We start from the raw sequence: 20,307 nt of genomic DNA, 5'->3' as shown, positions 1-20,307 counted from the left end.
CTTGCGACTCCTCCTCCCGTGAGTGTTTGACCTGTCGACTCGGGACCGGTGGCTCTTTGCCTTCGTCGCCGCGAGGGGTGGGTATGAGCACGGAGTCGCCCGAAAACGTCCTCTTCGTGGTGATGGATACGGTCCGGAAGGACCGGCTGACACCGTACGGGTACGACCGTCCGACGACGCCGAACCTCGCCGACTTCGCCGCGGAAGCGACGGTCTTCGACCAGGCGGTCGCGCCCGCCCCCTGGACGCTCCCGGTTCACGCCTCGCTTTTCACCGGCCGTTATCCGTCCCAGCACGGCGCCGACCAGGAGAACCCCTACCTGGAGGGTGCGACCACGCTCGCGGAGACGTTGTCGGCGGCGGGGTACGACACCGCCTGCTACTCCTCGAACGCGTGGATCACCCCGTATACCCACCTCACAGACGGGTTCGATGAGTATGACAACTTCTTTGAGATCATGCCCGGAGAGTTCCTGTCGGGGCCGCTGGCCCGCGCGTGGAAGACCATGAACGACAACGAGTCGCTCCGGGCGGTCGCGGACAAACTCGTGAGCCTCGGCAACACTGCCCACGAGTACCTCGCCGGCGGCGGCACAGCTGACTCGAAGACGCCCGCGGTGATCGACCGGACGATGGCGTTCGTCAACGACGCGGACCGATCCTTTGCGTTCATCAACCTCATGGACGCCCACCTGCCGTACCACCCGCCCGAGGAGTTCGCCGCGGAGTTCGCGCCCGGCGTCGATTCCGAAACCGTGTGTCAAAACTCCAAGGAGTACAACTCGGGTGCCCGCGACATCGACGACGACGAGTGGGACGCTATCCGCGGGCTCTACGACGCCGAGATCGCCCACATCGACGACCAGCTCGGGCGGCTGTTCGACTGGCTGAAGGCGGAGGGGAGGTGGGACGACACGATGGTTGTGGTGTGTGCGGACCACGGCGAACTGCACGGCGAACACGACCTCTACGGTCACGAATTCTGCGTCTACGACCCCCTGATCAACGTCCCGCTGCTGGTCAAACACCCCGACCTGGACGCCGACCGGCGCGGGGATCAAGTGGAGCTTCTGGACCTGTACCACACCGTTCTCGACGCCCTGGGCGTGTCGAGCGACGACCCCGCAACGGTCGACGGCGCGGTTCCGCCGGATCCGACACGGTCGCTGGTCGCCGACGACTACCGCGCGTTCGACGGCCTCCCTGCGTCCGACCGCGACCCCGGCCAGCGCGGCGACGGCGCGTACGCGTTTGTGGAGTACTCCCGGCCGGTGGTGGAGCTGACCCAACTCGAAGAGAAGGCCGCCGCTGCCGGAATCGACCTCCCGGCCGACTCCCGGTTTTACGCCCGGATGCGCGCGGCGCGCCGGGTCGACGCGAAGTACATCCGGATCGACCGGATCGACGACGAGGCCTACCGGCTTGACAGGGATCCGGGCGAGACCGACACCCTTGCGGACGGCGACGACCCCACGGTTGCGGAGACGGAGTCGGTGCTGTCGGCGTTCGAGTCCGCGACCGGCGGGGCGTGGACCGACGCACTCGCCGACGATGTCTCCGACGATGCGGTCGAGGAGATGGACGACGAGGCCCAAAAGCGGCTCCGGAACCTCGGTTATCTGGAGTGACCGGCTACTCGCAGACCACGTCGACGACCTCGGCCAACCCGTTGACCTCGACTGTCGGTTCGACGCCGAGTTCGACGTCGGTGTTGTGCTCTCGACGGACGAACACGCTGTCCAGCCCGGCGCGATGGGCCGCGACGATGTCGGTCTCGCGGTCACCGACGTATATGCCGTCCGTCGCACCGAGGTCCCCGAGCGCCTCTTCGAGGTAGTACGGCTCGGGTTTCCGCCGGCTGAACCCCACGGGGCCGAGTTCGCGGCCGCGGGCGATATCGAAGGCTGTGAGCCCGAAGGTGTCGACAACGAACTCAACCGTCCGGTGGTAGTTGTTGCTGACGAGGCCGACCGCCGCCCGCTCCGGGAGCCGACCCAGCGCGTCGACGTCGTCGAAGAGGTCGCGGCCGGCGGCGTGCTCGACGGTGCGCGCCGCACTGCGCTCTTCGCGAGCCGTGTAGAACACCCCAGGGTCGACGCCGACGTCCGTACAGGCCTCAACGAACGCGTCTGTGTACTCATACATTGACAGTGCCGCGCGGTGTTCCTCGGCGAGTTCCATCCCGCGCGCTTCGAGCACGTCGTCGAGCGCCCGGGCGTGGACCGCCGGATCGGTGCCACGGCCCCGCAGCAGGACGCCGTCCATGTCGAACAGCACCGCGAACTCCGCAGCGCTGCTGTCGGTCGCGGTGTCTCCATCCATCCCGCCGTCTCGACTTCCGGTCACTGCCCTACGATTCGGTGCCGAGGCGAATATATCCTCGCTCCGCGCGTCGGATACTGCGCAGTTCGGAGTGGAGTCGGTACACACGGAAGGGGAGACGACCTCCGAAACCCCCGCGGTCTCGACTCGAGGGGCCCGGTGTCGTTCGACAGACGCGGCGCGCCCATCGATGTCCCGCCCGCTCGTTTCACTCGCGGGACTCTCATCCGAGGGCGGCTTGCCGGCCGGCTATCGCGTAACGAAACACGCACTCGTGTCGGTCGGGAACTGCGGGCGGTCACTCGGTTGCCTCCCCGTCCCACGGGTTGAGCACGGCGCCGACCACCTCCAGGGCGGCCGTGCTCCCGTCGGCGTCACCCCCCTCGCCGCGACCCATCTCGGCCGTCACGCACGCGACACAGACCACCGGACGGTCCCGGCGCTCGGCAAAGGTGCACAGCCCGGCGGCCTCTCTCTCGACCGCGAGGACCCCCGCTTCAGGCGCCCGCTCGATCGCGGCCTCGATCTCCCGGAACGGAGCGTCGGTCGCGTCGGTCGTTGACGTCGCGTCGGTCGTTGACGTCGCGTCGGTGTAGACGGGCGCGGCGGTCGACTCACATGTAGTCTGCAAACGTCGTGGGCTTGTTTTTGTCGTTCTCGAAGACCGACTCGAGGCTGCGTTCTAAGACCTCCAGACGCTGTTTGGTGTACTCTCGACACCCGAACTCGTCGGCGACGCGGATCGCGGTGTCCATGTACTTGTTCACTGACCCCTGGTGGACGGTGAGGTTCACCCGACCGCCGCACTCTCGACAGTCGCCGGTCAGCGGCATCCGCCGATACTTCGCCCCGCAGTCGAGACACCGGGTCTCCTGTCTGGAAAACGCCCGGAGGTTCCCGATCAGGTCGGGGAGGAAGTGGTATTCGATGATCCGCTCGGCCACGTCGGTCTCTTCGACCGCGCGGAGCTTCCGGGAGAGCTCCAGTTGGGCGTCCATCTTGTCTTTCATGGAATCCAGGGTCTTGTACGCCGAGAGGTCCGGACCGAGCGCGATGTCGGAGGTGTCGTGGGTGTGGTCGAATCCCCGATACTCGTCGTCGGTACCGACGCTCTCTTCGGCCAACCGGATCACCTCCTCGACCCCGTCGGGGTCGGCCATCTCCTGCGTCGACTCGTAGAACTCTCGGGGGTACTGCCGGACCACGTCCATGTTGTGCGCCTCGTCGTCGATCTCGCTGGGGTCGATCCGGGAGGACATCACGAGGGGCGCGTCCATCCGACCGCCGCGTTGATCCGGCAAATATTGCTTCGAGAAGTTCAGCAGGCCGTCCATGAGCAACATCACGCAATCCTCGTCGCCGTCGCATTGACGAATTGACATATCATTCGCAACGAGGGAGTGGGTATCTTCGACGGTGAGACAGTAGACGTGCTCAGGTGTGTCGCTGACGTACTCGATTCCGTCGACCGGGTCGATAAAATAGTTGTCCGTCCCACCGTCGTAGCAGTACGGAATTCGCCCATCCGCTTCTCTATCGAACGTGTGCCCGCGAAGCGTCCGATCCTTCCGGGTGAGGTGGAATCCGACTTGTCTGGCAAACTGGACAACGTCGTCTCCCGAGACGGAGATTTCGAAACCAGGACGTGATAGTGACTCGTCGTCCTTGTCGTAGCATTCGGGGAACTGCTCCCGAAGGAGGACTTGAGGACGGTCATTCACCTGTCCGCTGATCCCGAGACGGGTGAGCAGCGCGAGCAGGTCCGATTTGAGTTCCGGGCTCACTGTGTTCGCGGTGACTCGTGGGGTTGCCTTGTCAGCGGAGCCGTCACCGCTGAAGTAGCCGCTCAGATACGCGCCAATGATGTACTCCGGTGCATCGAAGATGCAGTCCGGAACCCGTTTGGTGTGCGCGTACACCCCGGCGTTGAGGACGGTGTCGAAGAACGCGTGGAGCAGTCGACTCGACACTGTCACTTTCGCGTGATCCTCGCGATATGGTTCGACGCCGAACTCCTCCCCGAGCACGTCAACGTAGAAGTCTCGCGCCTCCGCCTCCGTTCCGCGTATTGTCGCCTGGTGGATAGTCCCCTTCGGGGTGTCCTGTTTGCGGGCGAACCCCTCGGCCGCGTAGTATCCGAGCAGCGTAGCAACGTGCTCGGTCAGTTGAATCGTCCTGTCGATCTCGGACGAATCGCGTTTCACACCGAGTCGCACGTCGGAGGGGACGAACTCCAGCATCGCCTCGGCCGAATCGAAGAACTCCAGCAGGATCTCTGCGGGGATGCTCCCGCGATAGAGGTGGTTGCTCAGCCCTTTCTTCGTGAGGTCGAGATGTTCGGCGGTGCTCTGTAGCGGGTAGAAGCGGCCATCCCAACCGTCGGCCAGTCGATCAGTGAACAGATCGTAGAGTGCCTCTTTTTCAAGCCCCTTGATCATCAGTCGATCATTGCCGATCACCGGTGAGTCGACGAACTCCGACAGCAGGTCGAACGTTTTCGGTTCGCTCGCCTCGATACTGTCGAGGTGGGCCGGTTTGATCACGTGATCGTCCTCGTCTATCTCTCTCGCCTGTTTCGATCGGATCCCGCCACCGTCGAAAACGTGTAGCTCGTGGTCCGGTGTCACCGTGATCGACCGTCCGCTCCGCGTCGTTATCTCCAGCATATGCTCCGGCGCGACGTGCTTCGACACGGCCTCAACGGGCCGAAGCACCTCCTCGCCGTCCTCGGTGATGGAGGGAACCATCACGTCGCCGTTGAGTTCCTCTACGAGCGTCCCGAAGTCGTCTTCGTCAGCGGATTCGGGATCGAGACGGTCCTCAACGAGCGAAGCGATCTGGTCGTGGCGCCACTCCCCGGATTCGTCCCGGTACCACACCTTCGTCTCGGGGTGGAAGCAGTTCCGCCGCTTTGCGGCGTGGAAGTACGGATGTGCGTACCCGACCGCCGCCGAGGTAAAGCCGACCACGCGGCCGACCACCGCGGCGGAGGTGTGCGGCGCCATTCCGAAGACGAGTTTCCCCACGAGGTCGTCGCGCTCGTCGACCTCGTAGAAGGGGGGGAGGTGGTAAAACTCCGTGAGCAGGTCGTCGACGAAGTCCGCCGTCTTGAGCATGTGCTCGGCGGCGCCGTCGGAGAGCACGACATCTTGGACCTTCAGTTCGACCAGCTGGTCGTCGAACTCCAGCGGCTCGCCGTCCACGTCGGTCTCGTACCCGAGTTCGCGGAAGTCGTCGGCGGTCGCGTCGAGCTCAGAGGGCCGGACCGACGTGACCGGGAGGTCGGTCATGTCGTACCGGACGGTGCCGTCCTTGAACGCGGTCACGCCGTTTTTCGCCCGTAACGCGCCTTTCGCCATCGGTTCGGGGGTCTTGTCCGCGGAAGTGAGCCCCTTCACACCCTTCATGATCTCGTAGGCGGACTCCCGCTCGCCGACGGCTTCCAGTGCGTCGCGGTACTCCTCGCCGATGTCGATCGAGACCCACTCGGGGCTCTCGACCGCACGATCACACCGGTCGCAGTGGACCCGCCCGGACTCGTCGGGGCGGACGACCTGCCCGCACTCGTCGCACTCGTAGTGGGGTTCGGTGTGGGTCTCGCAGTCGGGACACCGCGTCCGGTAGGTGTGGGTGCCGCAGTTCGGGCACACCCGATCGCCCGCCCGCACGTCAACGACGCCGCGCCGCCCCTCGTCGTCGCGGGCGCGGGCGGCCTTCCCCACGTCGCGCTGGCTGCCGCCGGCCTCGCCGATGGGAAAGAGGGTGTGGACTGCGGGCGAGAGGTCCCGCGACTCCGACTTCTCGGGGCGGCCCATGCGGTTGCCGATCCGGGTGGGCGCGCGCTCCCGGAGTTCGTAGGGCGCGACCTCGTTGACCGCCCGCAGCGCGCTGTCGCCGTCGTCCCACCCGCGCGCCTCGGCCGACAGCGCGGACTCCGTCCACGCCCGTTCGAGCCGGGCGCTGTCGCCGGCGACCTCGAACCCCAGCGACCGCACCACCGGTCGCCACTCGGGGATCCGGATGGTCTCCCCGCGCTGGGTGTGCTCGACGAGCAGGCGTTCGAGCGTGCGCGCGGTCGCGTCGCCGTTCGGGAGTTCCAGCGCGTCGTCGGTCGCGCCGGGGTCGTCGTCCGCGCCGTTGTTCGGTCCGCGCTCGCTTGCTCGCTCCCCCGCAACCCCGCCGTCGGCTTCGGGTGCGACCACCCGCCCGTTCTCGACGGCCGCCGCGAGGCCGACGAACTGGTCGACCGATACGTCGTGCCAGAGGTAGGTGTACTCGGGGTGAAGCGGACAGTCGTACGCAGTCGCCCACTCGTGGGCCTCCGCGGGCGTCGGCGCTTCGAGGTCGACCGCGGGGTCGTCTTCGAGCGCCTGGACGGGGCCGCCCGCCGCCGAAAAGTCCTGGATCCACCACTCGAAGACGTACGACGCGGGCGCGAGCGGGTGGTTGTTCTCGACGAACTCCCCGACGTTCACTAGGTACTCACCCAGATCCAGGATCTCCTCGACGCCGTTCCGGACCGCGAGCGCCGCTTCCGGATCATCGATCCGGCGCACGTCGCCGTTTGCGAGTCGGACCGTCGGCCCCTCGATTGAATCGACCGGGACGACCCCCGCGGCCTTTCCGGGCCGTTCGGTCTTGATCTGGGTCCCCGTCGCGAGGAAGTCGTCGACGAGGTGCATTGTCGCGGGGTGGACCCCCGCGGTCGCGAAGCCGTGGTTCCGCGCCCGGCCATACCGAAGCCGGAACCCCCCGGAGGCGCTGGGGTGGCCGAACACCGGTCGGCCGGCGATCAGGTCCCGGAGGTATTTCTCGGAGGCATCGGGGCGGCTGGGGCCTGCCGGCGTCGACACCTCGGTGTCGGCAGCGTCGCCGTTGCTCCCCTCCTCGCCGTCGCTGTCGGCGTCGCTCCCTCGGTCCCCGTGGCCGTCCTCCCCCGATTCCCCCCCGATCGTGCCGTCGATGAGGTCCTGGAGCCACGGCCACTCCACCTCCTCCAGCTCGCGGGTGTACCGCTGGATCTTCGGCGCCTTCAGCGCGATTCCCTCGGCGAGCACCAGACACATGCCACCCCGGGCCGAATTGGTGTCGACCCGTTCGAGATCACGGAACCCCGAGACCTCCTCGTCGCCGGTGGCCTCGCCGTCGAGCATAATCGGCATGTGTTCGGCGATGAACGTCGTCTCCTTGTTCTTCGGCGTGTACTGGAGCCCGGTCTCCTTGTCGTAGAGGGCCACCTCCTCGGCGTACCGTTCGATCTCGTCGCCGCGGGCGCGGTACTCGTCGATTCCCAGGAGCGAGCGGGCGTAGTCCGCGACCAGCACGGAGAGCGCCTGGGCGGTCCCGCCCGCCGACCGGATCGGGCCGGCGTAGTAGACGTTCACGAACTCGGTGCCGCCGCCACCGTCCACGACCTCGACCCGGTCGATCCCCTCGATCGGGGCGGCAACAACGCCCTCGGTCAGGAGCGCGACCGCGGTCCGCACCGCGCCCTCGATTTTCCCCGCTCGACCATCGTAGTCGCCGACAGCGCCCTCCACGAAGTCGGTGACGAGCTCGAGGGCGGCCTCCTCGCGGGACATCTGGCCCTCGAGGTCGCGGACGCGGTCGGCGACACCGTCGATCCCGAGGATGTTCTCGACGCGGTCGGCCATGTCCCTTGCGACCGGGATCTCCACCTCCGGTTCGGGGTCGTGGCCCTGCCGCTTTGCGCGCTCGGCGCGGTCGAACGCCTTGTCGAGGCGGTCTTCGATCCGCTCGAAATACCGCTCGTCGTCGGCGTGCATCAGAGCCAGAGGTCCAGGTCGGTGGTCTCGTCGTGGTCCCGGGTCAGCGGTTCCTCGAACGCCCGGAGGTACACCTCGCCCGCAAACACGGTGGCGGCGTTGAGGTGGCCCGCAAGCGACTGGCCGCTGGGGCGCGAGAGGACCGCGTGGGTGTGGGCGAACCGCTCTCCCCCGAGGTCTGCGACGTTGCCGACGCAGGCTGCCACCTCCAGTGGTTCGTCGAACCGCACTGACTGGTACTCCGTGTCGTCTTGGTCGTAGAACCAGACCTCGGCGTCCTGGACCGCACCCATTGCCTGGAACCACGCCGCGTCGATGTCTTCGAGGTCGGCGAACTCCTCGATCTCCGTGCGCCAGTCGGCGCCCGTTTCGAGTCGAAGCAGGAACTCCCGGGTCGCGTCAACCTCGCGGTACTGCATACCCGCCCACTCGGGAGACGCGAACAAAAACACTGTGTTCGGGGTGAGTCGGTGTGGGAACCCGCCAAGCGTACAAGTACCACGGGTGCGTCGTTTGGGGGTGACTCCGAACCTATGACCGACGCAGACGACGCGGACGACAGCGGCTTTATCGACCGGGCGAAATCAGTGGGTGTTGAGGTTCTCGGAACGGCCGTCGACGTCGTTCTCGACGCGCTGTGAACGGCCTACGCGCCGGTTGTTGCTGCCAGTCGGACGAACGCGATCACGCCCACCGTCCACCCCACGAACGCGACCGTCGCAGTCCCGCCGCCGTAGTGCTGTGCGAACGCGAGCGGACTCACGCTCACCCCGAACACCCCGATCGCGTAGCCGACCCGGTCGATCCGATCCTCGAACCGGGGAGACGATCCCAGGAGCGGACCGTCGGACGCGAGATACAGGTACGCTGCGCCGGCGTAGACGGTCGCGGCTCCGAGCGCGACGAACCAGTCCGGAACGAGCAGCCCGAAGTACGCCGCCCCCACGGCGACGCCCACGCCGATCGCGACCACGAGCCTCCGGTTCACGCTGGCGTGTCGGCCAAGCGGCCAGTCGGCGTTTCTGCCGGGTCGGATGCGTCGTTGCGTCGGACGGGGTGTGCCGAACCAGTCGGTGTCGGGATCGGGACCGACGGACGCGAGGCGGGAACGCGGTTCGACGGCTGAGTCGGCGTCAGATCCACTCGTGAAGCGACGCCGCTTCCGACGCCGGCATCGATACCCACGCCTCGTCGCGGGAGATGTCCGCAATGACGAACTCCGGCTGCGCGGGTGAGGGGTCAACCGAGGCCATAACCTCGGCGTGCGACGCGTCCGTCACCGCCGTCACGTTCTGCGTCATGTTTGGTAGTGTGTCTCACTCATACATAAACCCGTCGGAACGCCACGGCGAGCTGAAGAACGAACGTGTGGTATTACTCAAAAAAATGCCAGAGTAGGACTATATATCCCACAAAGAACTACATATGTCTCACGCGACCGGTGTTCTGCGAAACGTCGTGCCGTCGGCAACGCCATCGCCGAATCTACAAAAGAGCGAGGTGAGTGCCTCGGGGCCCGGCCCCGATACAATTCCCGCGTCTGCGCTCACCCGGTCACACGCCAGCCCCCGTCAACGCCGTTGAGGCCGCGGCCGCTTCTATTCCCGCCCGGCGACGATTCTCCGGTCGGTCGTCGCTCACCGAAACACGACCGTCTGGGGCTTCAAAGGGTACAAGAGGTGTGGCGGAGTATGGCGCGTATGAACGTTGCCGACGCGATGACGCCCCGCGAGGAGCTGGTCACTGCCGAACTCCCGGGGACCCGCGACGACGTGCTGGAGTATCTCCAGGAGCGGGGCTTCTCCTCGGTTCCGGTCGTCAAGCAGACCGACGACGGGGAGGCGTACCGCGGGCTGGTCTCCCGGCAGGAGCTGATCGAACGCCCCGACGAAGGCCAACTCGCGGTGCTGATGCGTGAGGTCCCGACGGTCTCGGCCGACGCCACCGTCGAGGAGGCGGCACGGCTGATGGTCGACGCGGGCACCCGACGGGTCCCGGTGGTCGACGGCCGACTCGACGGCATCATCACCATCACCGACGTGATCCGGACCATCGCTCGCGAGGAGGTCGTGGTCGACACCACCGCCGGCGACGTCGCCACACGAGACGTGAACACCACCCACCAGGAGACACCGCTGCCGGTCGCCGAACGGGAGATCTACTACGCGAACGTCCCCTACACCGTCTGTCTCGACAGCGAGGGGTCGATGGCGGGCATCCTCACCGAAGTCGACATCATCAACGTCGCCCGCGTGGTCGAGGGCGAAGACGACACCGGCGACTCGGTCGCCAGCCAGGACGACGACTGGATGTGGGAGGGAATCAAGGCGGTGGGTAAGCGGTATATCCCCACCCGGAACGTCGAGATCCCCGCCGAGCCCGCTTCGAGATTCATGTCCGACGACATCACCGCAGTCTCCCGGACAAAGCCGGCGATGGCGGTCGCACAGACGCTGATCACCGAGGACATCGAGCAGATCCCGCTTGTCGCCGGCGACGAACTCGTAGGTATCGTCCGCGACGTCGACCTCGTGGAGGCGGTGTGATGAGCGGGGAGGGCGAACGGCTCGCGGAGCTCGCAAAGCGCCGCGGCTACTTTTTCGGCGCCACCGAGGCGTACGGCGGCGCGGCGGGGTTTTACACTTTCGGCCCCCAAGGCGCGGCGCTGAAAGCCAACGTCGAGGACGCGTGGCGCGACCGGTTCACCGTCCGGGAGGGCAACTTCGAGATCGAGGCTCCCACGATCATGCCCGAGCCCGTTTTCGAGGCGTCGGGCCACCTCGACGGCTTCGACGATATGCTCGTGGCGTGTCCCGACTGCGGGGAGTCCCACCGCGCGGACCACCTGCTTGAGGACAACACGCCGATCGAGGACGCCGAGTCGCTTCCGCTCGCGGAGGTCGAAGACCTGGTGGCCGACCACGACATCCGGTGTCCCACCTGCGGCGGCGACCTCGCCGACGAGGCCGTCACGCAGTTCAACCTCATGTTCGAGACGAATATCGGGCCGGGGTCGTCGACGCCGGGGTATCTCCGACCGGAGACCGCCCAGGGCATCTTCGTTGAGTTCCCGCGGATCAAGGAGTACGCCCGCAACAGCCTCCCGTTCGGCGTGACCCAGATCGGCCGCGCCTACCGCAACGAGATCTCGCCGCGGAAGAGCATCGTCCGCACCCGGGAGTTCACCCAGGCGGAACTCGAGCAGTTCGTCGACCCCGAGCGCGACGACCCCCACCTCGACAGCGTCGCCGACGTTGAGGTCACGCTCTACCCCGCGACCGAACAGCACGATGACGGCGGCGAGTACGTCGAAACGACGGTCGGGGAGGCGGTCGCCGCGGGGACGATCGGCGACCCGTGGATCGGCTACTTCGTCGGGATCGCCCAGGAGTGGTACGAGACGCTGGGCGTTGACATGGATCGGTTCCGGTTCCGCCAGCACCTCGCGGGCGAGCGGGCCCACTACGCCGCGGACTGCTGGGACGCCGAGAGCGAGGTCGACGGCGACTGGATCGAGATCGCGGGGTTCGCCTACCGGGGCGACTACGACCTCTCGAAGCACGCCGACCACGCTGACGACGACTTCACCATCTTCCGGGAGTTCGACGAGCCGAGGGACGTAGAACGGGCGGTCGTCGACCCGGACATGAGCGTGCTCGGCCCCGAGTACGGCAGCGAGGCGGCGGACGTCGCCTCGGCGCTCGAAGAACTCGCCGACCGCAACCCCGCGGCGTTCGACGGCGAGACGGTCACTGTCTCCGTCGGCGGCGAGACCCGGACCGTCGACACCGACGTCGCCGGCTTCCGGATCGAGGAGCGGACGATCAACGGCGAGCACATCACCCCCCACGTGATCGAGCCCTCCTTCGGCGTCGACCGGACGGTGTACACACTGCTGGCGCACGCGTACAACGAGGACGAGGTCGACGACGAGACGCGCACGTACCTCTCGTTGTCGCCGACGGTCGCGCCCACTGACGTCGGGGTGTTCCCCCTGGTCTCGAACGTCCCCGAACTCGTCGACCGCGCGGAGGCGATTGTGGACGACCTCCGGCGGGCGGGGTTCAGCGTCACCCACGACGACTCCGGCAGCATCGGGCGCCGGTACCGCCGGCAGGACGAGGTCGGCACGCCGTTCTGCGTCACCGTCGACCGCGACGGGCTGGAGGGCGACGGTCCCGACACGGTGACTGTCCGCGAGCGCGACTCCGGGCGGCAGGTCCGGCTCCCGGTCGAGTCGCTGTCGACCGAACTCGACGCCGTGATGGACGGCGACACGTCGTTCGACGGACTCGTCGCGGCGTACGACGCCGTCACGACCGACGCGGGCTCGTAGCGGTGCTTCTCGCCACGCTCTCGGAGGTGCTCAAACGCGGCGAGTTCAAGCGGCGTCTCGTCCACGCCAGCGGCACAGGGCTGCCGCTTCTCTACGTCCTGGAGTTGGTTACGTGGCGGGAGTTCGGGCACGTGATGCTTGCGTGTTCGGCGGTCGCGGCGACCCTGGAGTTCGTTCGGCTGGTGGTCGGGTTCGAGTGGGCCGTCTACGACGAACTCACCCGCCCGTACGAGCAGGACAACGTGGCGGGGTATGGATTATACATGTTCAGCATCACCGCGGTGGTGCTGACGTTCGCGCCGCACGTCGCTGTCCCGGCGACGCTGATGCTGACGATCGGCGACCCGATCTCGGGGCTCCTGTCGACGACCCGCGAGGCGGGCGAACCCAAGCGGCTGCGGACGCTCGGAGCGATGTTCGCGGTCTGTCTCGCGGTTTCGGTGCCGATTTTGGTTCCCGAAGCGGGCGCTCCGGCCGGCGTCGCGGCGTCGGTCGCGGCCGCGCTGGCGGCGACCGTCGCCGACGGGTTCACGCCCGTGATCCGGGGGTATGTCGTCGACGACAACGCGTCGATCCCGCTTGCGGCGGCCGTCGCCGGAAGCGTGGTGCTGGTGGCGACCGGGACCGCGTCCGTGGTGGCGTAGCGCTTCGCCACGTGCCCGTGGTGGCATCACACGTCGCGGGAGCGTATCGTCCCGGCGCGTCGCGACCGCGTCGACTGCTGTGACCGACCCTCGAGCCGGGACCCCAGCGGTCACCGCTCCGCCGTCGGGAGGAGCCAGGCAAACCCGGCGACCGAGACCAGGAAGGCGCCGGTGGCCAGCGGATACTGCGCGTGTGAGACCGTCGTAGCGACGGTCCCGGCGCCGAGCGACCCCGCAACCCCGCCGATCAGGGGTGCTGTACACGACACGCAGGCGAACAGCCCCAGCACGCCCGGGCCGGAGGCGCTCCACGTCCGGTCGAGGGCGACGGCCGCGAGCGCCCCCAGGGTGAGGTAGCCGATCGTGAGAAACGGGATCAGCCTGACCGACACCAGCGACCCGGTGTGGACGACGGCGGGCCCCCACCCCGGAAGCGCCAGGTGGACGCTGGTCGACGACGGCGCGGACCCCGGACCGAGCAGCCCGGCGGTGTACTGCAACACGACCGTGTACCCTCCGCCGACCGCGAGCGCGGGGAGCGACGACGACGCGATCGCCGGCACGACGTACCGCGCGAGCGCCGCTCCGCTCACGACGACCCACACCAGTGGGTACGCGACCTGCGCGGGTGTCCGGACGACCGGATCGACCGCAGCGGTGTACCCCACCAGAAGCCCGACACCGACCGCGGCCACGATCAGCCCCGACGGAAGCCCCTCCCGCACGGTGTGTGCGCTCACCTCACCCCTCCTTCGACCCGACGCTCCGGAGCGCGTTCTCGGCGACGAGCAGCCCCACGAGGACGGCCAGTGCCACCGGGAAGTAGACGACCCCGGAGACGTCGATCCCGAACAGCATGCCCAGAACCGTCCTGAGCTCGAAAACGACGACGGCGAGCACCACGAACCCCACGAGAACGCCGCCGCTCGTCTCGATCCGGAGGGGGTTCCCGGTCATCGGATCACCTCCAGCACGCCGCCGACGTCGGCGAGTGTGGCACCCACCGAGGCCGTCAGGCGCTCTGCGGTGACCGCGACGGAGTTGAGGACGACCGTGACGGGATAGGCGTCACCGCCCGGACCGAACAGGCCGCTGTCGGCGACGATCGCGCCGAGCGGCAGCGCGTACGCCAGCGCGACGAGCACCAGGGCGATCGCGGCCCAGAGCCGCATGTTGTCGAGGACCCGCGGGCTGTCGTCGGGCCCGGAGAGCGCCGGCGGGAGCGTCTGGCCCAGCCCCGAGGTCGTGGGATTGCCCCACGAGAACGCGAGGTTGGCCAAGAACAGGAGCGCCGAGACGAAGAGTAGCGTCCCGCCGATCGCGAGCTGGACGTTGAGCTCCGCGACGCTCCCGAACGCGGTGGAGAAGTCGAACCCCTGATACTGGGGTTCGGCGGTTCGCCGCGGGATGCCGTACAGCCCGGAGACGTGCATCGCGTTGGACATGAGCGCCATACCGCCGAACCAGACGACCACCTGGAGCAGCCCGATCGGCCGGGAGTAGAGCCGCCGGTTGGTGAGCTGTGGCCACAGCCAGTAGGTCCCCGCCATCATCGTGAGCGCGACCGCGGTCCCGACGGTGAGGTGGAAGTGGCCGGGCACCCAGAGGGTGTTGTGGACGAGGTAGTTGATGTTCATGCCCGCGTTGATCATGCCGGAGAACCCGCCGGCGGCGAACATGAGTCCCGCGAGCATCATCCCGGTGAACGCCGGATCCCGCCACGGCAGCGCGCGAAGCCACCCGAACAACCCCGTCCCGCCGCGCTGTCTGGCTCCGTGTTCGACGCTCGCGACGACCGTGAACGCGGTCAGCAGGCTCGGCAGCAGCAGGAACATCGTGTTGGTCATGGCGATGAACTTGAAGCTCTCAGCGATGCCGGGGTCGAGATACTGGTGGTGGATCCCCACCGGCGTCGACAGCAGCAGGAAGAGCACGAACACGACCCGCGCGAGCGGGTCGCTGAACAGCCGTCCGCCGGCGATCTTCGGCAACACGGTGTACCACAGTAGGTACGCCGGCATGAGCCAGAAGTAGACAACCGGGTGGCCGAAGAACCAGAACAGCGTCCGGGTCAACAGCGGATTCACGGTTTCGATCAGCCCGAGCGACCACGGCAGCAGGAAGAACAGCACCGCGACCGCGACGCCGATGGTCGCGATGTACCACATCAACATGGTCGTCAGGACCACGAACGCCTGGAGCGGGATTCGGTCGTCGGGGTGCTCCGCGTTCCACGCCAGCCACGACCGGAACCAGTCGGCGCCGGCGATCCACGTCCCCACCAGGAAGACCGCCAGCCCCGCGTAGAACAGCGGATGCGCCTGCAGCGGCGCGTAGAACGTAAAGAGCACGTCGGCGCTGATCCCGACCTCGTCGACGAACCCAAGCAGGATCGTGACCCCGGTGACCACCGACCCGACCGACATCAGCGCCAGCCACGCCTTGGTGATCCGGATGTCTTCGACCGGCCGGTCGAAGCTCCGGGTGATCGCCCACTGGAACAGGCCGACGAGGAAGAAGATCGTGAACACGATCACGAGCAGGACGCCGTGAGCGGTGAGCACGGTGTAGTAGTCCGTCGACGGAATGAACCGCAGGATGTCGGTCCGGTGGAGCGCCTGGATCACCCCGAACAGCGCCCCGAGCCCGAACGCCACGAACGCGACGAAGAAGGCCTGCCGGACGATCGACGCCTCCTCCGGGTAGCGATCGACGAACGTCGCGGCGCCCGAACCGGTGCTCATTCGGCGTCACCCCCGTCGTACTCGTCCGCCGGAACGACCTTCAACAGCCCCTCCATGCCGTGGTGGCCGTTCCCGCAGTACTCGTGACACACGATACCGTACTCCCCGGGGTCGTTGATTTCGACGGTCAACTCGGCGACTTCACCGGGGATGACCATCGTGTTCGCGTTGGTACCGACAACGCTGAACCCGTGAATCACGTCGGCCGAGGTGACGTAGAACGTGACGGTGGTGTTGGCGGGGACGACGATCGGGTCCGGCTGGAACATGAACTGTCGGGCGACGACGTACGCCGCGTACTCGCTTTCACCCACCTTCTCGACGCCCGGGTCACCGAACTCCGGGTGGTCGTCGATCGCGTTCGGGTTGAGGGTGTCACCGTCGTCGCCGATCATACTGATCGCCGGCGTGCCGACGGCCCCGTACGTGACCGTCGCGACGAACCCGACGATGAGAAGCAGCGACAGCCCGAGCCAGAGCTTCTCGTACTGGTGGATGTGCATCCGCAATCACCCCACCACCGTCAGCCCGTTGCCGAGGAACTCGACGAAGTACATGAACACCCACATGCCCACCAGGATCGCGAAGTACACCAGGATCAACGCGAGCGTTCCCTTCGGGTCGAACTCCTCGTGTGACAGGGTCCGATCGACGTCGGCTTGATCCGGCGGCGCCGAGACGCTGCGTTCGAGGTCGCCGTGTGTCGCCCCGTCGTCGGCCGAAACCATCCCCTCGTTCATACACGACGCTCACTTGTTTGCGTGATTTATACGCGGCTCACGTTCCAAGAATCTGAGAACGGCACGACGATTCAAGCAACAGTCGGTGTATCACTCCCGTATGGAACTCACGCCACGGGCTGTCAGCCTGCTCGCGCTGCTCGCGCTGGTGCCGGCGGCCGTGTTCGTCGTGCTCGGCTCCGAACTCGTCGCGGCGGTGACCGTCGTCAACGTCGTCGTGATCGCGGCGAGTCTCGCGGTCGCGCTGTCGCCACACGACCCGCCGGCCGAAGAGCCCGACGATCCGGCGCCCGGCGGCGCGTGACGATGCCGTTCCCGACAACCGCGGCCGCCACGCCAGCGGTTGAGGCCCTCGGGAGTGACGCCGACCTGCTGCTATTCCTCGTGATCGGGCTCCTCGCGGGGGCCCACTGCCTCGGGATGTGTGGCCCGCTGGTCTCGACGTACGCCGAGCGGCTCACCGCCGACCGCGACCCGCGGAGGCGCGACCGGATCACCGTCGCCGACGTCCGCCAGCACGGGCTGTTCAACGTCGGGCGCACAATCGGCTACGCCGCCGTCGGCGGCGTGTTGGGGCTGGTTGGCGGACTCGTCGCCGGGGCGACGGCGATCACACCCGTCGCCTCGGCGATCCGCGGGAGCGTCGGGATCGTCGTGGGCAGCCTGATCGTCGCCGTCGGGGTCGGCTACCTCGTTCGCGGGACGGCGATCACCGGCGCCGTCACGGGGCTTCCGCTCGTCGGCCGGGGGTTCCGGGTCGTGACGGGCGTCCTCACCGCGCGGGTCGACCGGCTCGTCGGATCGCCGAAGATCATCGGCCTGGGCGCCGTTCACGCGCTGTTGCCGTGTCCGATCCTCTATCCGGCGTACCTCTACGCGCTCGTTGTGGGCGACCCGGTCCGCGGCGCGCTCGTCCTCGGCGTCCTCGGAGTGGGGACGATCCCGACCCTACTCGCCTACGGGCTCGCGATCGGCTCGATCTCGGTGGGGCACCGCACGACGCTCCACCGGGCGCTCGGAGCCGTGTTCGTCGTCCTCGGCTACCTCCCGCTCGCCCACGGGCTGATGCTGTTCGGCGTCGCGCTTCCGTATCCGAACGTCCCCTTCTACCAGCCGCTGTGACCGTGTCCGGGTGCACCCTCTGCGATCTGGCGCTGCCGGCCGACCCCGTCACCCACGCGGCTGTCGACGGCGAGTACTGCTGCTGTGGGTGTCTCGAAGTCGCACGAACACTCGACGACGCGGACCCGGCGGAGACCGATCCCGAGGCCGTCGAGCGGGAGACCACAGTCGCGGACGCCGACGGCGAGGTCGCGTACCTCTCGGTTGACGGGATGCACTGTTCGACCTGCGAGGTGTTCTTAGAGTCGACCGCGACCGAGTGTGACGGGATCGAGGCCGCCGCCGCGAGCTACGCGACCGACACGATGCAGGTCGTCTACGACGAGGACGCGCTGACAGTCTCCGAACTTGCCGACCGGCTGTCGGTCGCGGGGTATGACGCGAGCCAGCGCTCTGTCACGGATCGGCAGGAGGCGGCGTCGCCCACCGCCGCGTTCCTCGTCGGGGGCGGGTTCTTCGGGATGATGACGATGGTGTGGTACGTCCTGTTCATCTACCCGCAGCACTTCGGGTTCGCGCCGGTCGTGGAGTTCGGGGCGTTCGGCCGGCTCTACCTCTTGGGACAGCTCTGGCTGTTCGCCTCGATCGTGCTGTTCTACACGGGGTTCCCGCTGCTCCGCGGCGCCTACGTCAGCCTGCGGGCCGGACAGCCCAACATGGACCTGTTGGTGTCGCTTGCGGCCGTCAGCGCGTACCTCTACAGTTCCGCGATCACGGTCCTCGGCGGGATCGACGTCTACTTCGACGTGACCGTCGCGATCGTGCTTGCGGTCACGGCGGGCAACTACTACGAGCGCGGGGTCAAGCGCGAGGCGGTCGACCTCCTGTCGGACCTCACCGGCGCGAGCGTCGAGACGGCCCGCACCCGGGACGGCGAGCAGCGCCCGGTCGACGCCGTCACGCCCGGGACCGAACTGCTCGTCCGGCCGGGCGAGCGGATCCCGCTCGACGGGACCGTTGTTGAGGGGGTCGCGGCCGTTGACGAGGCGCTGGTCACCGGCGAGTCGCTGCCGGTGACCCGGCGCCCCGGCGACGAGGTCGTCGGCGGGGGGATCGTCACCGACGCGCCGCTGGTGGTCGAGGTCGGCCCGGACGCCACCAGCACGCTCGACCGGATCGTCGGCCTGCTCTGGTCGGTCCAGACCGCCCGTCCCGGCGTCCAGCGGCTCGCCGACCGGCTGGCGACGGTGTTCGTCCCGGTCGTGGTGACCGTTGCGGTGTTCGCGGCGGGAGCGACGCTGATCCTGGGTGGCACGCCGACGAGCGCGTTGCTGGTCGGGTTGACGGTACTGGTGGTGTCCTGCCCCTGTGCGCTGGGGCTCGCCACGCCGCTCGCGGTGGCTGCCGGCGTCCAGCGCGCCGCCGAGGACGGCATCGTCGTCGCGAGCGGGACGCTGTTCGAGACCCTGCCCGAGACCGACGTGGTCGCGATCGACAAGACCGGGACGCTCACCAGCGGCCGTATGACCGTCCGCGAGACACTCGTCGACGACGAGGCGGCGATCGAGCGGGCCGCGGCGCTGGAACGGTACGCAACCCACCCGGTCGCCGACGCCATCGTGGCCGACGCCGCGGCGACGGCCGAAGACGAGGGAGTGGCACCGGCCGAAGACGAGGGAACGCCGACCCCGCGCCGGGAGTCGGTCGCGAGCGACGGGGGCTCCGTGGCCCGGCCCGAGACGGAGAGCCCCGCGCTCGACGCCGAGTCGGTGACAGTCGAACCCACCGGCGTCGTCGGGCCGATCGACGGCCAGCGGACGGTGGTGGGTCACCCCGGCCTCCTCGCGGAGGCGGGGCTGACGATCCCGGACCGGTACGCCGAGCGGGCCGCCGAGGCGACCGCGTCCGGGGCGGTCCCGGTCCTGATCGGATGGAACGGCCGGTGTCGGGGGCTGTTCGTCGTGGCCGACGAACCGCGGGCTACCTGGCAGGACACTGTCGCGGCGCTGTCGGACGGCGACCGCGACGTGGTCGTGCTCACGGGCGACGACGAGGCCGCGGCCGCCGCCTTCGGCGACCACCCCGACGTCGACGAGGTGTTCGCGGGCCTCCCTCCCGACGGGAAGGTGGCGGCGATCCGCCGGCTCCGGGACCGCGGCCGGGTGGCGATGATCGGCGACGGCGCGAACGACGCGCCGGCGCTGGCCGCCGCCGACGTGGGGGTCGCGATCGCGGGGGGCACCTCCCTCCCCGCCGACGCTGCGGACGCGGTGGTGGCCGACGGCCGGCTGGCGCCGGTCCCGACGCTGTTCGCCCTCGCGACCGGAACCCGCCGGCGGGTCCGCCAGAACCTCGTCTGGGCGCTCTGTTACAACGCTGTCGCGGTCCCGCTGGCCGCCGCGGGGCTTCTGAACCCCCTTTTCGCGGCGCTCGCGATGGCAGCGAGCAGCACGCTGGTCGTGCTCAACTCCGGGCGGCGCCTCGTTCCCAGGAAGTAAACTACCCCACCCTACTCCCTCGGCGCATACGCGCCTCGGTCCTTGAGGGTGGGGCTTTGATGTGGACTCCCGGCAATCAGTCACCAGCAATAGGCCGGTGACTCTCGCCGTTCAACATCCCACCATTCACACGCAGGTCTACTTCTGCGTCTCCGCTCCCCGACTTGGGCGAGGA

Annotated in this window: 18 protein-coding genes and 1 pseudogene; 7 read left to right on the top strand and 12 right to left on the bottom strand. The window is 68.0% G+C overall.

Going from position 1 to position 20,307, the window contains the following annotated elements; translation table 11 throughout:
- Window positions 1-83: 83 nt before the first annotated feature.
- Window positions 84-1,628, top strand: a complete 1,545-nt coding sequence (locus IEX72_RS12640; protein ID WP_188787898.1) for a sulfatase — start codon at window positions 84-86, stop codon at window positions 1,626-1,628.
- A 4-nt stretch (window positions 1,629-1,632) separates the two neighbouring features.
- On the opposite strand, the gene IEX72_RS12635 is transcribed toward IEX72_RS12640, so the two are convergent.
- The 6 genes from IEX72_RS12635 to IEX72_RS12610 all read right to left on the bottom strand — a co-directional run bounded on the left by IEX72_RS12635 (window position 1,633) and on the right by IEX72_RS12610 (window position 9,409).
- The gene (locus tag IEX72_RS12635; protein WP_229663833.1) at window positions 1,633-2,346 is read right to left on the bottom strand and encodes an HAD family hydrolase; all 714 of its coding nucleotides are present in this window, start codon (window positions 2,344-2,346) and stop codon (window positions 1,633-1,635) included.
- A 274-nt stretch (window positions 2,347-2,620) separates the two neighbouring features.
- Window positions 2,621-2,953 (bottom strand): phosphorylase family protein, encoded by a 333-nt coding sequence (locus IEX72_RS12630; protein WP_188787896.1) that lies wholly within the window; start codon window positions 2,951-2,953, stop codon window positions 2,621-2,623.
- Window positions 2,937-8,108 carry a DNA polymerase II large subunit gene (gene polC, locus IEX72_RS12625; RefSeq protein WP_188787895.1) on the bottom strand — a complete coding sequence of 1,724 codons (5,172 nt, stop codon included), beginning with the start codon at window positions 8,106-8,108 and terminating at the stop codon, window positions 2,937-2,939. Before polC ends, IEX72_RS12630 begins: the two co-directional genes overlap by 17 nt.
- Window positions 8,108-8,527: a PPC domain-containing DNA-binding protein gene (locus IEX72_RS12620; protein ID WP_188787893.1), complete on the bottom strand. Its 420-nt coding sequence runs from the start codon at window positions 8,525-8,527 to the stop codon at window positions 8,108-8,110. The genes polC and IEX72_RS12620 overlap by 1 nt, the downstream gene beginning before the upstream one ends.
- A 227-nt stretch (window positions 8,528-8,754) precedes the next feature.
- Entirely contained in the window at window positions 8,755-9,096 is a 342-nt protein-coding gene (locus IEX72_RS12615) for a hypothetical protein (RefSeq protein WP_188787891.1), read from the bottom strand.
- A gap of 145 nt (window positions 9,097-9,241) precedes the next feature.
- Window positions 9,242-9,409: a DUF7556 family protein gene (locus IEX72_RS12610; protein WP_188787889.1), complete on the bottom strand. Its 168-nt coding sequence runs from the start codon at window positions 9,407-9,409 to the stop codon at window positions 9,242-9,244.
- Between the two features lie 399 nt (window positions 9,410-9,808).
- On the opposite strand from IEX72_RS12610, the gene IEX72_RS12605 reads away from it, so the two are divergent.
- The 3 genes from IEX72_RS12605 to IEX72_RS12595 are packed head-to-tail and all read left to right on the top strand — an operon-like array spanning window position 9,809 to window position 13,088.
- Entirely contained in the window at window positions 9,809-10,654 is an 846-nt protein-coding gene (locus IEX72_RS12605; protein ID WP_188787887.1) for a CBS domain-containing protein, read from the top strand.
- Complete coding sequence (gene glyS, locus IEX72_RS12600; protein ID WP_188787885.1) at window positions 10,654-12,444, top strand: glycine--tRNA ligase; 1,791 nt, start codon at window positions 10,654-10,656, stop codon at window positions 12,442-12,444. Before IEX72_RS12605 ends, glyS begins: the two co-directional genes overlap by 1 nt.
- Window positions 12,445-12,446: 2 nt before the next feature.
- Window positions 12,447-13,088, top strand: coding sequence for a diacylglycerol/polyprenol kinase family protein (locus tag IEX72_RS12595; RefSeq protein ID WP_229663832.1), 642 nt, complete (start codon window positions 12,447-12,449; stop codon window positions 13,086-13,088).
- Window positions 13,089-13,198: 110 nt separating this feature from the next.
- Here IEX72_RS12595 and IEX72_RS12590 read toward each other — a convergent pair whose 3' ends face one another.
- From IEX72_RS12590 to IEX72_RS15575, 5 genes are read right to left on the bottom strand one after another with little or no spacing between them, the layout of a single operon-like run.
- Window positions 13,199-13,828: a DUF7546 family protein gene (locus tag IEX72_RS12590; protein WP_188787883.1), complete on the bottom strand. Its 630-nt coding sequence runs from the start codon at window positions 13,826-13,828 to the stop codon at window positions 13,199-13,201.
- Window position 13,829: 1 nt separating this feature from the next.
- Window positions 13,830-14,045 carry a hypothetical protein gene (locus tag IEX72_RS12585; RefSeq protein ID WP_188787880.1) on the bottom strand — a complete coding sequence of 72 codons (216 nt, stop codon included), beginning with the start codon at window positions 14,043-14,045 and terminating at the stop codon, window positions 13,830-13,832.
- Window positions 14,042-15,832, bottom strand: coding sequence for a b(o/a)3-type cytochrome-c oxidase subunit 1 (locus IEX72_RS12580; protein WP_188787878.1), 1,791 nt, complete (start codon window positions 15,830-15,832; stop codon window positions 14,042-14,044). Before IEX72_RS12580 ends, IEX72_RS12585 begins: the two co-directional genes overlap by 4 nt.
- Window positions 15,829-16,335 (bottom strand): cytochrome c oxidase subunit II, encoded by a 507-nt coding sequence (locus IEX72_RS12575; protein ID WP_188787876.1) that lies wholly within the window; start codon window positions 16,333-16,335, stop codon window positions 15,829-15,831. The genes IEX72_RS12580 and IEX72_RS12575 overlap by 4 nt, the downstream gene beginning before the upstream one ends.
- Before the next feature lie 6 nt (window positions 16,336-16,341).
- Window positions 16,342-16,560, bottom strand: a complete 219-nt coding sequence (locus IEX72_RS15575) for a hypothetical protein (protein WP_345782313.1) — start codon at window positions 16,558-16,560, stop codon at window positions 16,342-16,344.
- Window positions 16,561-16,672: 112 nt separating this feature from the next.
- On the opposite strand from IEX72_RS15575, the gene IEX72_RS12565 reads away from it, so the two are divergent.
- The 3 genes from IEX72_RS12565 to IEX72_RS12555 are packed head-to-tail and all read left to right on the top strand — an operon-like array spanning window position 16,673 to window position 20,132.
- Window positions 16,673-16,876: a cytochrome-ba3 oxidase subunit gene (locus IEX72_RS12565; RefSeq protein WP_188787874.1), complete on the top strand. Its 204-nt coding sequence runs from the start codon at window positions 16,673-16,675 to the stop codon at window positions 16,874-16,876.
- Window positions 16,877-16,878: 2 nt separating this feature from the next.
- Window positions 16,879-17,694: a sulfite exporter TauE/SafE family protein gene (locus IEX72_RS12560; protein ID WP_188787872.1), complete on the top strand. Its 816-nt coding sequence runs from the start codon at window positions 16,879-16,881 to the stop codon at window positions 17,692-17,694.
- A 2-nt stretch (window positions 17,695-17,696) separates the two neighbouring features.
- A complete protein-coding gene (locus tag IEX72_RS12555) occupies window positions 17,697-20,132 on the top strand; it encodes a heavy metal translocating P-type ATPase (protein WP_188787950.1) in 2,436 nt (811 codons plus the stop codon).
- Between the two features lie 76 nt (window positions 20,133-20,208).
- Here IEX72_RS12555 and IEX72_RS15260 read toward each other — a convergent pair.
- A pseudogene (locus IEX72_RS15260) lies at window positions 20,209-20,307 on the bottom strand (RNA-guided endonuclease InsQ/TnpB family protein); the annotation flags it as partial.

The organism is Halobellus salinus (assembly GCF_014646875.1).
GTDB classification, from domain to species: domain Archaea; phylum Halobacteriota; class Halobacteria; order Halobacteriales; family Haloferacaceae; genus Haloquadratum; species Haloquadratum salinum.
Note: the sequence above shows the minus strand (reverse complement) of the source record. Positions and strands in the feature narration are given on the sequence as shown.

Excerpts from the sequence above, each read along its gene's own strand:
- IEX72_RS12620 (WP_188787893.1), bottom strand. The coding sequence starts at position 8,527 with ATGCAGTACCGCGAGGTTGACGCGACCCGGGAGTTCCTGCTTCGACTC.
- IEX72_RS12610 (WP_188787889.1), bottom strand. The coding sequence starts at position 9,409 with ATGACGCAGAACGTGACGGCGGTGACGGACGCGTCGCACGCCGAGGTT.
- IEX72_RS12605 (WP_188787887.1), top strand. The coding sequence starts at position 9,809 with ATGAACGTTGCCGACGCGATGACGCCCCGCGAGGAGCTGGTCACTGCC.
- IEX72_RS12580 (WP_188787878.1), bottom strand. The coding sequence starts at position 15,832 with ATGAGCACCGGTTCGGGCGCCGCGACGTTCGTCGATCGCTACCCGGAG.
- IEX72_RS15575 (WP_345782313.1), bottom strand. The coding sequence starts at position 16,560 with ATGGTTTCGGCCGACGACGGGGCGACACACGGCGACCTCGAACGCAGC.
- polC (WP_188787895.1), bottom strand. The coding sequence starts at position 8,108 with ATGCACGCCGACGACGAGCGGTATTTCGAGCGGATCGAAGACCGCCTC.
- IEX72_RS12640 (WP_188787898.1), top strand. The coding sequence starts at position 84 with ATGAGCACGGAGTCGCCCGAAAACGTCCTCTTCGTGGTGATGGATACG.
- IEX72_RS12565 (WP_188787874.1), top strand. The coding sequence starts at position 16,673 with ATGGAACTCACGCCACGGGCTGTCAGCCTGCTCGCGCTGCTCGCGCTG.
- IEX72_RS12560 (WP_188787872.1), top strand. The coding sequence starts at position 16,879 with ATGCCGTTCCCGACAACCGCGGCCGCCACGCCAGCGGTTGAGGCCCTC.
- IEX72_RS12575 (WP_188787876.1), bottom strand. The coding sequence starts at position 16,335 with ATGCACATCCACCAGTACGAGAAGCTCTGGCTCGGGCTGTCGCTGCTT.
- glyS (WP_188787885.1), top strand. The coding sequence starts at position 10,654 with ATGAGCGGGGAGGGCGAACGGCTCGCGGAGCTCGCAAAGCGCCGCGGC.
- IEX72_RS12585 (WP_188787880.1), bottom strand. The coding sequence starts at position 14,045 with ATGACCGGGAACCCCCTCCGGATCGAGACGAGCGGCGGCGTTCTCGTG.